This window comes from Amycolatopsis circi, from assembly GCF_003385235.1.
Taxonomy (GTDB): Bacteria; Actinomycetota; Actinomycetes; order Mycobacteriales; family Pseudonocardiaceae; genus Amycolatopsis; species Amycolatopsis circi.
On record NZ_PQIA01000030.1, the window covers coordinates 34,755 to 49,088 of the forward strand.

Annotated in this window: 11 protein-coding genes and 1 pseudogene; 6 read left to right on the forward strand and 6 right to left on the reverse strand. The window is 66.5% G+C overall.

The genetic code is table 11. The features are described from left to right. Positions 1-18 precede the first annotated feature (18 nt). From D0D37_RS15940 to D0D37_RS15950, 3 genes are all read right to left on the reverse strand, one after another. Positions 19-1,488, reverse strand: a complete 1,470-nt coding sequence (locus D0D37_RS15940) for an aldehyde dehydrogenase family protein (protein WP_116201328.1) — start codon at positions 1,486-1,488, stop codon at positions 19-21. Beyond that, positions 1,488-2,552, reverse strand: a complete 1,065-nt coding sequence (locus D0D37_RS15945; RefSeq protein WP_116201329.1) for an amidohydrolase family protein — start codon at positions 2,550-2,552, stop codon at positions 1,488-1,490. Before D0D37_RS15945 ends, D0D37_RS15940 begins: the two co-directional genes overlap by 1 nt. Before the next feature lie 1,197 nt (positions 2,553-3,749). Further along, positions 3,750-4,949 (reverse strand): citrate/2-methylcitrate synthase, encoded by a 1,200-nt coding sequence (locus tag D0D37_RS15950; protein WP_116201330.1) that lies wholly within the window; start codon positions 4,947-4,949, stop codon positions 3,750-3,752. Between the two features lie 64 nt (positions 4,950-5,013). On the opposite strand from D0D37_RS15950, the gene D0D37_RS15955 reads away from it, so the two are divergent. Next, a complete protein-coding gene (locus D0D37_RS15955) occupies positions 5,014-6,222 on the forward strand; it encodes an MFS transporter (RefSeq protein WP_116201331.1) in 1,209 nt (402 codons plus the stop codon). Between the two features lie 399 nt (positions 6,223-6,621). On the opposite strand, the gene D0D37_RS15960 is transcribed toward D0D37_RS15955, so the two are convergent. Then, positions 6,622-7,920: an exonuclease domain-containing protein gene (locus D0D37_RS15960; RefSeq protein WP_116201363.1), complete on the reverse strand. Its 1,299-nt coding sequence runs from the start codon at positions 7,918-7,920 to the stop codon at positions 6,622-6,624. Between the two features lie 421 nt (positions 7,921-8,341). Between D0D37_RS15960 and D0D37_RS48830 the strand changes: the two are divergent. From D0D37_RS48830 to D0D37_RS15970, 3 genes and pseudogenes are all read left to right on the forward strand, one after another. Beyond that, positions 8,342-8,518 (forward strand): annotated as a pseudogene (locus tag D0D37_RS48830) (helix-turn-helix domain-containing protein); the annotation flags it as partial. A 69-nt stretch (positions 8,519-8,587) separates the two neighbouring features. Then, a complete protein-coding gene (locus D0D37_RS47925) occupies positions 8,588-9,280 on the forward strand; it encodes a DUF4291 domain-containing protein (RefSeq protein ID WP_425266943.1) in 693 nt (230 codons plus the stop codon). Positions 9,281-9,647: 367 nt separating this feature from the next. Then, positions 9,648-10,073, forward strand: a complete 426-nt coding sequence (locus D0D37_RS15970; protein WP_116201333.1) for a hypothetical protein — start codon at positions 9,648-9,650, stop codon at positions 10,071-10,073. 49 nt (positions 10,074-10,122) lie between these two features. Here D0D37_RS15970 and D0D37_RS15975 read toward each other — a convergent pair whose 3' ends face one another. Next, a complete protein-coding gene (locus D0D37_RS15975) occupies positions 10,123-11,016 on the reverse strand; it encodes an NADP-dependent oxidoreductase (RefSeq protein WP_116201334.1) in 894 nt (297 codons plus the stop codon). Between the two features lie 92 nt (positions 11,017-11,108). Between D0D37_RS15975 and D0D37_RS15980 the strand changes: the two genes are divergently transcribed. Then, positions 11,109-12,818 carry a CocE/NonD family hydrolase gene (locus D0D37_RS15980; protein ID WP_162834267.1) on the forward strand — a complete coding sequence of 570 codons (1,710 nt, stop codon included), beginning with the start codon at positions 11,109-11,111 and terminating at the stop codon, positions 12,816-12,818. A 17-nt stretch (positions 12,819-12,835) separates the two neighbouring features. Beyond that, positions 12,836-13,171 (forward strand): putative quinol monooxygenase, encoded by a 336-nt coding sequence (locus D0D37_RS15985; protein WP_162834268.1) that lies wholly within the window; start codon positions 12,836-12,838, stop codon positions 13,169-13,171. An 88-nt stretch (positions 13,172-13,259) separates the two neighbouring features. Here D0D37_RS15985 and D0D37_RS15990 read toward each other — a convergent pair whose 3' ends face one another. Then, the gene (locus tag D0D37_RS15990) at positions 13,260-14,318 is read right to left on the reverse strand and encodes an alpha/beta hydrolase (RefSeq protein WP_208719974.1); all 1,059 of its coding nucleotides are present in this window, start codon (positions 14,316-14,318) and stop codon (positions 13,260-13,262) included. Between the last annotated feature and the right edge of the window lie 16 nt (positions 14,319-14,334).

A 14,334-nucleotide genomic window follows, 5' to 3' on the forward strand; every position in this document is an offset into this window, starting at 1 on the left:
CCGCCAGGCGAGCGTCGCTTACTGCGTCACCTCCAGCGACGGCGACCAGCGCGGAATCTCCGCCACGCCCGACGGCAACCGCAGGCTCTTGCTGTAGCCGAATTCGTGCAGGGTTTCCAGCGCGTGCTCCCGGCCGTAGCCGCTCGCGCCGACCCCGCCGAACGGTGTGCCCGTGAACGCGCGGTGGTAGTGGTTCACGAAGACCATCCCGGCCCGGATCGCGCGGCTGACCCGCAGCGCTCGCCCGGAGTCGGCGGTGAACACCCCGGCCACCAGGCCGAACTCGGTGCCGTTGGCGATGCTGACCGCCTCGGCCTCGTCGCGGAACGGGATCAGCGCGACGACGGGGCCGAAGATCTCCTCGTTGGCGATGCGCATGTCGCGCGTGACGCCGGTGAACAATGTCGGCCGCACGTAGTAGCCGCCCGCCAGCGCCGGGTCGGCAGGCAGGTCGGCCTGCGCGGCGATCCGGGCCCCTTCCGCGACGCCGATGTCGAGGTATTCGAGCACTCGGTTGCGGTGGGCCTCGGTGACCATCGGGCCGACGTGGGTTCCGGCCTCGGCCCCGTTGCCGACGCGGAGTCTCCGCACCGCGGCGGCCAGCCGGGCGGCGACCTCGTCGTGAACGTCGGCGTGGACCAGGACCCGGGAGGCGGCGGTGCACGCCTCGCCCTGGTTGAAGAAACCGCCTTCGACAGCCCACGGGATCGCCGAGCCGAGGTCGGCGTCCTCGAAGATCAGGAACGGGTTCTTGCCGCCCAGTTCCATCAGTGTGGGGGTCAGATTGTCCGCGGCGGTCCTGAGGACGGCCGCGCCGGTCGTCGGCGCTCCGGTGAAGGAGATCTTCCCGACGAGCCGATGCCCCGCCAGAAGCGCGCCGACCCGGCCGGTGCCGGGCACGGCGTGCACCACGTCGTCGGGCAGCACGGACTGGGCCAGCTCGATCACTTTCAGCACCGACAGCGGTGCCTGCTCCGGCGGTTTGACGACGACTGCGTTGCCGACAGCCAGTGCGGGCGCGAACTTCCCGGCGGCGTGAAGGGGCGGCCAGTTGAACGGGACGATCGCCGCGACGACGCCGAAGGGTTCGAGCGTGGTGATGTCGAGCGTGCTGCCGGCGTCCCTGACCTGACCGGGCATCGCCTCGCACAGCCCCGCGAACAGGTCGAAGATCGCACTGCACGCCTCGACGTCGAAATTGCGAGACTGGCTCAGCGGTTTTCCGTTGTCGCTGGATTCCAGCGCCGCGATCTCGTCGGCGTTCGCGCGCACGGTGTCGGCGATCTTGCGCAGCCAGCGTCCGCGTTCACGCGGAGTGCGGGCTTTCCATGCGAAATGCGCGTCGTGGGCGACGCGGACGGCTTGATCGACTTCCTTCTCGCCCCCGCCTTGAATGACGGCCAGTGGTGCGCCGGTGGCGGGGTTGTCCACGGTGAAACGGTCCGCGTCTTCCTCGGAGGACCAACGGGTTCGCACTATTTCAGACATCACAACACGCTCCGATCCGGACGAGCCGAACCTGGCTCGGCCACGGCGGGCGCCAAACCCAGTGCCGCCGCGTTGCGGCCCCGAATCGCCGCGGTGACAGCGGGATCCAGCCCGGCTTGTTCCAGGCGCTCCGTCGGGTCTTCCACGCCCATGTCGAACGGGTAGTCCGAGCCGAGGACCACCCGTTCGGCCCCGACAGCCGTGACGAGCGTGCGCAACGCGGCCGGGGTGTAAACGAGCGAGTCGAACCACATTCGACGCAGGTAGGCGCTCGGCGGTTCGGCGCAGCCGCGGGCGTCCGGCCGGTTGCGCCAGGCGAAGTCGGCACGCCCGATGTGCGCCGGGAGGTAACCGCCGCCGTGTCCGACAAGCACCCGCAGCCGCGCAAAACGGTCCAGCACTCCGGAAAAGATGAGATGGGACAGTGCGACAGCGTGTTCCACGGGCTGTCCGACCGAATTGGACAGGTACCAGCGGTCGAGCCGGGCATCGAGTGTGCAACCCCACGGGTGCAGGAACACCACCGCGCCCAGTTCCTCGGCACGGCTCCAGAACGCATCCAGCCGGCGATCGGACAGATCGACGGTCCGGCCGCCCGCCGGATCGACGGCGTGGGACGAGATCTCCACTCCGCGCAGGCCCAGCCGCATCGCGTGGTCGATGCTCTCGACGGCGAGGGCCGGATGCCGGATCGGCGCCACCCCGAACCCGGTCAGCCGGGCGGGGCTGGCAGCGCAGTGCCTGGCCACGCTTTCATTCGTCGCCTGGGCGAGGTCTCGGGCCCGGGCGCCGTCGGCCCAGGAGTGGTACTGCGTCGGTGCGACCGAGACCACTTGCACGTCGACACCGGAGGCATCCATCGCGGCCAGTCGCGCGCCGGGATCGACCAGCCGCGCACCGCGCGCCTCGACGCTGCCCGCGCTGACCGCCGCAGACTCGCAGCCGGCTCGTAACAACTCGAGGGCGAGATAGTCCGCATACTCCGGTCGGGTCTTCGCGAGGGACTCCACCTCAGACAGCCACACGTGCGCGTGCGCGTCGATTGCCGAACTGCTCGATGACATGACCTCATCGTGAACCCGGCTTGCGTCACCAAGGAAGCCAATCTCGGCGATCATCGGTATAGATGGATTGAACCCCAATGCGCTTGTCCTCGGCAGAAGAGGGCGTTCGCGGCACGAGAAGGCTGACGCGCGGGCACCGTCATCGAGAACGTGCTCTGGCAACGACGCCGAGTTGCAAGATGGTCCTATCGCTGGCAACACGGTGGTCCCACAAGGTCCTCAACTGACGGATCCCTGTGCCACCGCGTTGCGCCGTGCTGGAGGTCGAGGCGGAGCAAAGTCGCGGCATGACTGACGCGGCCGCGGCGCGGACGAAAATGCTGCGATCACTGACCGTGCAACTGTCTGCCGGCGGGAAATCGAACTGGCTGTCCATGAGCGGCCGTCCACGCGGAATTCCGGCTGACCGCTGACGTTCGGCATCACTCGACACCAGCCGATACGTCGAGCAGCGAACCCTTGACCAGCAGGGGCGGGATTCAGACCGAAACGCATTCGTGGTCTTGCCCTCAGCCAGCCCACGCCAGGGACATCTATGCCCGACCAACCGCACCACAGCCGACTGTCGCGGAACGAAGCCGCCCGGGCCCTCTTCGAGGAAGCCCGTCGCGCCGGACTCGTCCAACGACATCTCCACAAACTCCACCGCCTCGCCCGACACCCGCACTCACCGACGGCAAGTACGCCGCACCCAACCGCGACCGGACCTGCTGTCGAGGAGCCAACGCACCACGACAGGCTGACTCGATCACACCGACGAAGACGCCAGCCAGCACAGCAACTCACGCTCGACATCGACCTCACTCACTGGCCGACGACACCGCCGCCCCGACCGTCCACAGAGGCCGCCGCATCGGACGAAACCGCCTAGCCGCCGCACAAACGAAGCCAGTTCACCTCCAGTCCCGGCGTGGCTCCGACCCTGGCGTCAAAATCAGCAGCGATGCTGGTCAGGTCAACAGCTACGGCAAGGGAGGAATTACCGATCCCTGAATCGCTTGTTTCCTCGCCGCAGCCTTCGGGACTCGTCCGCACAGGACACTTCCCGCTCATTCGCGAAGCATGCCGGAACCTGAACCTCGACCCTCATTTTCCGGAGAGTCGCTCGGGTGTATCCGCATATTCATGGTTTTGCGGGACGAGTGTTCACTGTCCCAGCGCAGCGAAATCCCCTTTACTACCGCACGGAATACCGGCTCAGCGACGACTGGATCGCGGTCCGAGGTAAACCGCGCGGGGCCGGATCCGCGACGGCCGCTCGTAGGCTTCGGCCGCGTGTGCGAGCCAGCCTGCCGTCCTGGCCACGACCACCAGCCCCAGCGAAGCTTCTTCCGGCCAGCCGTGGAGCCAAGTCAGAGCACCGAGCGCAAAGTCGATGTTGGGTTTGGGCAGGCCGCGCAGGGTGGCCGACTCCAGTACCGACTGCACGAGGTCCAGGCGATCGCTCCCCGCGTGGACCCTTTCAAGAGCGGCCAGCAGATGCGGAGCCCGGGGATCGAAGTCGGTGTACACCGGGTGCCCGAATCCCGGTGGCACAACCGTGAGTCGACCGCCTGAGGCCACAGTGGACAGTCCTTCTTCCGCGCCCCGTTGCAGCATTCGGTGGACGTCGCGGGCGGTCCCACCGTGACCGGTCGCTCGCATGGTTTCAATTCCGATGTTCACGACGGAATAGGGATCAGCCCCGGTGGTGGCGGCGATCCGAGACGCGAAGGTGGACGCCGCGAGTTCGTGATCGGCCAGCAGGCACAGGGCAAGGTCGACCGGTGCCGAAGGAAGGGTGTCATCACGGGCGAGCCTGTCGGTGATGATGGCCGCGACCGATCCTGGTAGCGGGTGCGGGTCCGGGTGCGCCGAGATCGCTGAGGCCATCGCCGGGATAAGTCGCCTGCCGACGTCGGCGGCAGCACCCGGGCCGAGATCCTGTCGGCCTGGATCCACCATGCCCAGGACCGACACCACCGCGCTCATCCGGTCAAGCACTCCTGCAGTCTCGGGAAACGCGGCGAGCACGCGCGCGATCTCCCGCCGATTCGCGCTTGGCCAGAAAACCTGGCCAGCGGGCAAATCCTCGGTCCAGAGCAACTCAGCGACGTCCTCGAAACTCCGGTCCAGCAGGTCCTCGATCGGGTAACCGCGAAACGCCAGCGTGCCTGCGGGCCTCAGGTCGGTGACAGTGGTCTCGACGCGGATCTCGACCTGACCGGCTCGTTGTCGTTTCGCCGTCCGGTCGGCGAGTGCCTCGACCTGTGCTCGTTCGTACTGGGACCGACGGCCGCCACCGCCGCGCACGGGCCGAGCGGTCAGGACACCCCGACTCGCGTAGGCGTAGAGGGTGCGCACGGTGACGCCTAGCCGATCCGCTGCCTCGGCTGCGGTCATCCACTCGCCGTCCATACCCGGACCATAGTGAACTCAATCAACGTTGACAACGTTGATTTCCGCAGGTCAGAGTCGATCCATGGCCAAAACGAACGGGAGCAGAGGCGGGCTCGGCCCACGTTTCCTTGGCTTGTGGTGCTCGACCGCGCTCTCCGACACCGGCAACGGCATTTTCCTTATCGGCGCGACGCTCCTCGCCATCCACACCCTGGAAAGTCCTGCACTGGTCGGGCTCTTGCTCACCCTCGCGACCATTCCCTGGCTTGTCGCGGCCATCCCCGCAGGAATCATCGTGGACCGCCTGGACGGGCACCGCGTGATCCAGATCGCCAACCTCGCGCGTGCGGGGACGATGCTCGCCGTCGGCGGAATCAGCGCTGCTGGACACATTTCCGCCGTTGTTCTCGTCGTGGCCGTCTTCGCCGCAGGGGTACTCCAGACCTTCGTCGACGGTGCGGCAGAAGCACTTGTTCCCGAACTCATCGACCGCGACCGGCTTTCGGACGCGAACGGTGCGCTGTCAGTGTCGACGCGAGTCTTCTACCAGTTCCTCGGGCCCCCGATCGCGGGTCTGACCTACGCACTCTGGCCGTCGGCACCATCTCTGCTCTCCGGTTTGCTCTGCGGCGCATCGACGTTGTGCATCGCCGCGGTACGGCAGCCGTGGCCCCACCGACGCGGCGGGCGGGGCAAGGTCGACCTCCGGAGCGGCTTGCGTGTCGTGGGCCGAAACCGGATTCTCAAAGCCGCTATCGCCATCAGTTGCCTCACCAGCATCGCCAATGGCATCTATCTGACCGTCTTTGCCGTCTACGCCAACTCCGGCACCGGCCTCGCCCTCACCCCGACGACCTACGGCATGCTCACCGGCCTCGTCGGCGCCGGCGCAGGTGCGGGGGCCTACCTGACTGGCCGGGCCGAACGGCTATTCGGAGAGATCGTCACCATGCGACTTACCCGAGTCGGCTGGGCTTTGCTGTTTCTCAGCCCCATGCTGCGTTCTCCCTGGCTGATCGCACCCGTCATGGTTATGGGAAGCGCATTCGGGGCGATGTGGGCCGTCCAGGCGATGAATTTGCGCCAGCGCGCCACCAGTCCCGGCCAACGGGCCCAAGTCCTGGGCGTCTTTCGAGCGCTGTCCTACGGAGCCACACCGCTCGGGAGCCTCACTGCCACCGCATTTCAAGGCACTGTCAGCAGTCAGATCCTGCTTGGCGCAGCAGCGGCTCTCACAGCTGCCACCATCGCCCTTGTCCCTGCCCGCGAAAGCCTCCGAGGATCAAGCTGATCGCTCAGACTTCGCTCGCCGGAACAGTTCCGCAGCAGCCCGAAGCGGTGAAGCCGGTATACATGCCAGCCCGGCACGGAAGCGCGCGGAGGAGCCGTTTCACATCCACGTCGTGACTTTCCGCCGCAGCGACACATGCGATCACCTACGAAAGCGAGCCGAGTTCCTCGTAGCGGGTAGTCATCTCGGACTCGCCCAGACTCCCCTGCCTGGCCATATCTCATCACATTAAGGACATTTAACAATCTCGACGGCGAACCGGGTCGTCCTGACTTTCCAGAGGTTCGCTTGATGACATCTCGTGCATTCCATGCATCGTCCTCCGTGCGCGCTCAGTATGGAGATGTCTTCCAATTTCCTGCAGCCGGGCCCTCAACACCAAGGCCCTGATCCACACCGTCATAGGATCTCGCAGGACAGCTCTCCTCCGTTGACGGTCGCAGCTGACGCTGAAATCGGCCCGGCCAACCGGTCGAGGGCCGTGAGGAAAGCATCTTCCGACACAACCGGAACGCCGAGTTCACGCGCCTTGCGTGCCTTGCCCGACAACGAGTCCGGGTCCGCAGCCACCACCACGCGAGTCTGCCGGCTGACGCTCCCGGTCACCCTGACTCCGGTGGACGCAGCCTGCGCGACGATCTCTTCGCGTCCCCGCACCATGCTTCCGGTCAACACCACCTTGTCCCCCGGCCTCAGCTCGAGCCCACCGAGTCTGCCGCAGGAGGGGGCAGCCAGCGACGCGACAGCGGCAACACGTTCTTCGTCGAGGATTTCGTCCACCAGTGCGCAATCGAGTGCGAGAAGCGTCGCGACCGTCAGCAAGTCGTGTCGCTCCGCATCGGTGACAATCTCGTCAGCCCACGCTTCCCGGGCAAGATCGCGCACATAGCTCAGGTGCAGTGCGACCAACTCGTTCCGGTGCAGTCCGAGGTCATGCGCGAGATCGACGAGCATGTCGCCTTCTGTCACCGAGATGTCCCGATCTAGCAGGGCCGCGTCGAGCATCGCCAGGTACGCGTCGACAGCGGGCTCTTCGTCCCGAGGCATCCGCTCGACCAGTCGCGCGAGAAAATGCGGTTCCGCGTGCCCTGGTTCGCTGCGCCTCACCGCTGCCGCAGTGCCAACCGGAATCCGCGGCCAGTCCCACAGCGCGGCGCCCGCCTGTTCTTCGGTGAGCGCCACCGCGTCCGGCGCGCACCGGATGAAGTAACCAAGAAGCTCGGCTGCCGCCATCGCGTCGTCACGCGCGCTGTGCCACGAACGTTCGGGCACGCCTGCCGCCGCGCAGCAGTCGGCCAAAGAACGTCGCGAACCCAGCCGGATCCGGCCTGCCGCTCGCATCGTGCACACGCCCGACGAAGCTTCGAACGGAGTCTCGATGCCCAGGCGGTCGAATTCGGACCGCAGGTGCATGGCGTCGAACGACCAGTTGTGCGCGACCGGCACTCGTCCGCGCAACCGCGCGAAGAGATCGCCGGCCAGTTCGCCGAACACCGGGGCGCGCCGCGCGTCGACGGCGCGGATGCCATGCACGTTCCGCGGCCCCAGATCACGCTCCGGATTGACCAAGGTCGACCACTCGTCGGTGATCGCGCCGTCCGGACTGACGTGGACAACGGCGATCTCAACGATCCGGTGCCGCCATCCGCCGGCGAGGATTCCGGTGGTCTCAGTGTCGATGACGGCGTAGCCGTGCATGGCCTTCACCGCGGCAACCGCGTCGCACCGGCGACCCGCCGCAGATCCTCGAAGCTGCCGACCTCAACGCTTTCCGGCAATTTGTGCACCCCCTCCAGATCAGCGGTCGCCCTGTTCCGCATACGTTCCTCTTGGACTGTGCCCACCTAAGCACCTCCGCGACCGGCGAGACCCAAGCTCCAGTCAGCGCATCCGCTCCTCTTCCGACAACAACAGGTCGTCGCAGCAGAGAATCCGTTACAGACGATGCTGACGTGCCACGGCAATCGACTCCACACCGTTGTCTCCGAGTGCCTGGATCGACACGCTGTCGAGGAAGCCGTTGCAGGCCGCTGCCGACTAGTTAGCGCCAATTTTCAAGCGACACAGCCATCGCGGCGAGGCACAATGAGTCTCACGTTACGACAGCGGAGGCAACTACGTGCCTGGTCAGTTCATTCCCAACCAGCTTCGCCACCTGCGGACCCAGGCTGGCCTGACCCAGGCAGAACTCGCAGAGAAAATCAGCAGCGACGCCAGTAAGGTCGACAGCTACGAAAAGGGAGAGGAGACACCGAGTCACGAAGCGGTCGATTTCCTCGCCGAGGCCCTCAACACGACCGTCGATCACCTCGTCAGGAACGGCGAGACAGGCAGGCCCGCAACAGCCCCTTCGGGAACCGGTTCGCTGACAGCGAACGCGCCACAGGCATCGTCACGGCTCGCTTCGTCACCGGCGAAGCAACCCGATGATCGACGAAGCACGCCGCGCCGTGATGTACGGGCCAGCTTCACAGACCAGACCATCACCGTCTACCAGGCGTACTCGCGGGAAATTGCCGACGTGGCAGTCGAATCCCAGACGTTCGCGGCACCGTTCAAGCGCGAGCGGATGACCTGGATCAAGCCCTCGTTCCTGTGGATGATGTACCGGTCCGGGTGGGCGACCAAACCTGGCCAGGAACGCGTTCTCGAAATCCAGATCACCAGGGACGGCTTCGAGTGGGCGCTCGCGCACGCTGCCCTCAGCAGCCACGAATCCGGCACCTACGCCAGCCAGCAGCACTGGGCTGAGCGCAAGCGCACCACCCCGGTCCGCATCCAATGGGATCCTGACCGTTCGGCACTGCTCGACCCGCTCAACCGGCGCGCCATCCAGATCGGGCTCTCCGGCGAGGCGGTCGACCGTTACCTCGACCAGTGGATCACCAAGATCACCGACATCACCCCGTTCGCCGCACGTGTCCATCGCGACGTCAGCTCCGGCCGTCTCGACGCCGTCCGGGAAGAACTCCCGGTCGAACGCGTCTATCCCGTGCCCGCGCCTCTTCTCGGTCTCATCGGCGCCAGCGAGCCGCAGTCCAGCGAATCCTCCGCGTGAACGACTTCAACGACTGGGGCGAGCGGAAGCGAAGGTCGACGAGGCGACACTGGCAACCGAATGTCAGACGCCGTTGAACCTGTTCAGGACAATCACCTCCCGGACGCCTGGCTCCATCCCGTTGGCTGGTTGAACCAGCGGCTCTGCGACAGCGACCTGTTCCGTTGCGGCGGGCGGGCCTCAGGACCCCGGCCGGTATCGGAGCGCCCCTGGGCGAACACGCCCTCCAGCATTGGCCGTGGCACGGGTGCGGGATTCGGCTGCGCTGGGCTTCTCGATCGGGGGAGGCTGCGACCTCAGCGGCGCGGGGACCGAACCGGCTGGACCACTAGAATCGGCTCGCGGCCAGGGAAGGAAGCGGACCGGGATGACCGACACCAGCGAGCGGCGGCTGCTGAATCCGCGGCAGCTCGAGTGGGGCGCGCGCCGGAAACTGCGCATAACCCGTCGCGAAGGGCGGACGGGGTTGCTGGCCTATTCGGTCATTCCGTCGAACAACCGGAACGGACACAGGTACTTCCGATCTGTCGTTATTCGCGAGGGGCCGCGCGAGTTGTACGCCGGCGAGCCGGACGACCGGTCGGTGCGCTGGGTCGACCTTCCGCCCGGTAGACATCGGCTCAGCTTCGTGGTCAGCGACATGGGCAAGGAGAGCGCGCTGAGCCAGGAGTTCGCTCTCCAGCCTCAGCAGATCATCGCGGTGTGGTGCGCCACGACTTTTTCCCTGAAGCCGTTCTCCGCGGCCCAATCGGTGGCACATCGGCGTTCTGGACGGTGCGTCCGAGGAACTTGAAAAGCCGCGAAGGGGGTGCCGCCGGTGGGGCCGAGCGGCACCCCTCTGGTCAGACCAGCAAAACCCGGCGCCCACGCGTATGCCCAGCCTGGCTGTCCGCATGCGCGGCCGAAGCTTCAGCCAACGGATACGACTTCTCGACCGGGATCTCGAGTTTTCCTTGCGAGATCAGGTCTACCGTTTCCGCCAGCGCCTCCTTCATATCGCCGCCGACGCCCGCGAAGCGGATGCCCAGCATCGGGGCCTCCAAGTCGGCGATGGTGATCACTCGCGAAGGGTCCCCGGTCAGGTCCAGCAAGCCGCGGATTACTCCCTTGCCGTTGAGGTCCAGGGCGGCGTCGATCTGGCCCAACTGGCGGACCCGGTCGACCCAGCCCTCGCCGTAGGTGGTTGCGATCGCGCCGAGGCTTCGCACGTAGTCCTGGTTCGCGGGGCTGGCCGTGCCGATGACCTTGATTCCCCGATCACGGGCGATCTGCAGGACCGCTGAGCCGACGCCACCCGCGGCACCGCTCACTAGCAATGTCTGTCCAGTTTGGACACCGACCAGGCGGAGGACACGGAGGGCGGTTTCGACGACCGACGGGTACCCGGCTGCTTCGGCGAAGGTCAGGCCCGAAGGCACCCGCGCCCAGGACGACAGCACGGCGAACTCGGCATAGGTGTTCGAGCCTCGGCCCAGGACCACGTCCCCTACCGCGACATCGGTGACGTTCTCGCCGACCTCGTCGACTACGCCGGAAGCGTCTTGGCCGACGCCGGAGGGCAGGTCGATTGGGCGGATCCGCTGGAACTGGCCTTCTCGGGTGCGCCAATCGTGCGGGTTCACGCCTGCCGCTCGCACGGCGACGCGGATCTGGCCGGGGCCGGCGTGGGGTTCGGGCACTTCTGCCAGTTCAAGGACCTCGGGGCCGCCGTAGGCGGCGAAGCGCACTGCTTTCATGCCGCCAACTTAACAACAACGGTTAGTGTTTTGCAACGGTTAGTGTTACGGTCGATCGCATCGAGCTAGCTCCTCTCCGGATGGGAGTAACCGTGTATCCACCGCGCATCGACGCTGGTGTCCGGATGAAGACCCGGGACGGCGTCACCCTCGTCGGCGACCTGTACCGACCGGCCGCGGGCGGGCGGTGGCCGGTGTTGCTCCACCGGACGCCTTACGACCGCACGGGTGTTTTCCGGGTTTCGGGGCTCGTCGCCGATCCGGTGTGGCTGGCTCGCCAGGGCTTCGCGGTGCTGGTGCAGGACAGCCGCGGGCGGTTCGGGTCCGGCGGCGAGTTCGACTTCGTCTCGCAGGAGTACAACGACTCCTTCGACGCGATCGACTGGGCCGCGGAGCAGCCCTGGAGCGACGGCAACGTCGGGATTTACGGCTCGTCCTACCTCGGCATGACCGTGCTGCAAGCCGTCGCTGCCCGGAATCCGCATCTCAAGGCGGCGGTCGGGATGATCGGAACTGCCGACATGCGGCACACCGCGCGTCCGGGCGGGCTGTTCGAGCTGGGATTTCTGACGCTGTACGCGCTGGGGATGGCGCAGGAAGGTCTGGACCACACCTCGTTGAGTGCGGCTGAACAGGAACGGGTGCGCAAACAGTTGAGCGAGGCCTTCGCTGACCGGCGTGCGGCGGTGAGCCAGTTGCCGTTGACCGGCATCGCCCCGCTTGCCGACCGCCGGGTCGCACCATTTTGGACGGATTGGCTGCGTTCGCCGCACGATCCGTTTTGGGACCGGCCTACCCTGCTCACCGAGCCGGAGCGGGTGGACATTCCGTTTCTGCAGATCAGCGGGTACCGGGACTTCACGAGTCCTACCCAGTTCCGGCTCGCGACCCGGTTGGCGGGCAACGAAAAGGCCGGCCTGATCGCGGGGCCGTGGACTCACGCGGGCACTTACAGCGCGTTCGGCGACGTCGGTGCGCGGGTGTTGCCGAACGCGGCGGCGGGGGTGCCGACGTGGAGTCCGGTGCTCGCCGCGTTCTTCGACCGGCATCTGCGCGGCGGCGACGGCTCGGATTACCCTTCAGCTCAACCGCATCTGGCCGAAAGGGTCAGCTATTTCGTTGGCGGATCCAATACTTGGGCGCACGCACCCGTTTGGCCGCCCGTCTCGACGGTCGAGGAATGGGCGCTCTCCTCTGGCGACCTGTTGACCAGAGAGGGAGGACGCGGTTCGAGCACGTTTACTGCCGATCCGCGTAATCCGTTTCCGACCCACGGCGGGGCAATCGCGTTCGAGGGCGATCCGGCAGCGGTGCCAGGCGGCATTCAGGACCAGCGTGCGGTCGATAGGCGCGAGGACGTGCTCATCTATACGAGCGCACCGCTGGCCGAGGACGTGACGATCGCCGGGCAAGCCGAACTGATCGTGTATGTGACCAGCACCGCGCCGGACGCCGATGTGTGCGTCACGCTGGTGGACGTCGAGCCCGACGGATTCGCGCTCAATGTCGCCGAGGGTGCGCAACGGGCCCGGTATCGCGACGGCGGCGACACTGATTGGCTTGACCCCGAAGAACCCAGCCTGGTGACGGTTTCGCTGCACGATGTCGCGCATCGGTTCGGCCGAGGGCACCGTATTCGGGTGCAGATCGCCGGGTTCAGTTTTCCGCGTTTCAGCCGGAATCTGCACACTCGCACGGTGCCGGAGTTCGGCACGCTCGACGAGGCGGTCGTCGCGCAGCACACCTTGCACCACAACGAAGTTTACCCCTCCGCGCTACGCCTTCCGGTGCTTGGCGCCTGATCAATCAGGAGATTTCCTTGTCTGAGATCGTTGTCATCGCCCGTCTCCGGGCCAAGCCGGGCCGCAGTGCTGAAATGCTCGCGCTGTTTTCCGAATTGGTTCCCGAGGTGCTGCGCAATGAGCCTGAGACGCTGCGGTATGCCTTCTACGTGGAACAGGATCCGTCGCGGGTGACGGTGGTCGAGAAGTATCCCTCGCGAGCTGCCGCCGACGCACACAACACCGGCGTGCTGACCAAGTACCTGTCCCGGCTGCTCGAATTGCTCGACGGCGCACCGGAAACGGTCGAGCTGCGACCGGCGGAGCTGGCGGTCTCGGTCAGCGCGGACGACGCCGCCCGGCTGAGTCTCTAGCGTCATCAGACGAGTGCTGGGTGAGGCCGCCCGGAACAAGCAAGCGCCCCGGACGGATCGGCTCCGTCCGGGGCGCCCCGGCATTTCCTTAAGCAGCGGCGAAAACTTGCTCCAGCCGCGGCAGGTAGTCCACCAGATCCTGTCCCCAGCATCCGGCAGCGTGTTTGCCCTGGCAGTTCGGTCCCCAGGTCTTGCCGTTGCCGTAATCCACGGCGTAGTAAGGATGTCCGGCCTTGTCCAGGGCTGCCTTCAGGTTCTGCTGGGCGGCCTCGGTGACCGACTCGGCGAACGCCGGTTCGTCGAGAAGGACGTTGATCGGGTTCCCGTTGCCGGAGCCGGTGTAGAGCGAAACACCGACGCCTGCGAGTTTCCCGGCGTTCACGACCGGGCCGTGGGCCAGCGCCGCGGACATGTCGCCGGCCTCGTTGAGCGACCCGAAGGCGGAGTCGGTCGGCACTGCCGGGCCGAATCCGCTGCCGCCAGTGCCCTCGCCGGAGCCGGACGTGCCCGACATGGCGAAACCGACGTTCGACAACGTGCCCCGGATCGCGGTCCGGACCCAGTACAGGTTGAAATCGATCGCGCCGGACAGCGAAACGGCCTGCGTGAACAACTCGGGACGGTCCTCGGCGTAGTGCAGCGCGCCGAAACCGCCCATCGACAGTCCCCCGATGGCCCGGCCCGGTTTGGCGGCGATGGTGCGGAAGTTGGCGTCGACGAACGGGATCACCTGGTTGAGGTGGAAGGTTTCCCAGTTCTGCGCCCCGACTGCGGTGTCCTGGCGCACCCAGTCGGTGTACCAGCCGCGGAGCCCGCCGTCCGGAATCACGGTGATCATCTTCTGGCTGGCCAGCATCGCGGGATACGCCAGGTACGGGTTGCTCGGGTTGTCGCCGACGCCGTGCAGGAAGTAGAACACCGGGTAGCGCTTGGCGGTGTCGGTGTAGTAGCTGCTCGGGACGATGACGCGGATGTGATGCTGTCCCGCGACCGCCGGAGTCGTCACGGTGATGACGAAGTTGGTCGCGGTGCCTTGAGCGGTGCCGACTTGGGTGAGGCCGTAGCCGTCGGTCAAGGTCGGCACAGCGGGGGTATCGGCGTGGGCGACCGGGCTGGTGAAGGCCAGCATTGCCACAGCGGCGGACACTATGGCGCGCGTACGC

Bases quoted from the DNA above. Each gene is read 5' to 3' on its own strand.
- D0D37_RS15950 (WP_116201330.1), bottom strand. From the start codon at position 4,949: ATGGACGGCGAGTGGATGACCGCAGCCGAGGCAGCGGATCGGCTAGGC.
- D0D37_RS15970 (WP_116201333.1), top strand. From the start codon at position 9,648: ATGACCGACACCAGCGAGCGGCGGCTGCTGAATCCGCGGCAGCTCGAG.
- D0D37_RS15960 (WP_116201363.1), bottom strand. From the start codon at position 7,920: ATGCACGGCTACGCCGTCATCGACACTGAGACCACCGGAATCCTCGCC.
- D0D37_RS15945 (WP_116201329.1), bottom strand. From the start codon at position 2,552: ATGTCATCGAGCAGTTCGGCAATCGACGCGCACGCGCACGTGTGGCTG.
- D0D37_RS15975 (WP_116201334.1), bottom strand. From the start codon at position 11,016: ATGAAAGCAGTGCGCTTCGCCGCCTACGGCGGCCCCGAGGTCCTTGAA.
- D0D37_RS15955 (WP_116201331.1), top strand. From the start codon at position 5,014: ATGGCCAAAACGAACGGGAGCAGAGGCGGGCTCGGCCCACGTTTCCTT.
- D0D37_RS15940 (WP_116201328.1), bottom strand. From the start codon at position 1,488: ATGTCTGAAATAGTGCGAACCCGTTGGTCCTCCGAGGAAGACGCGGAC.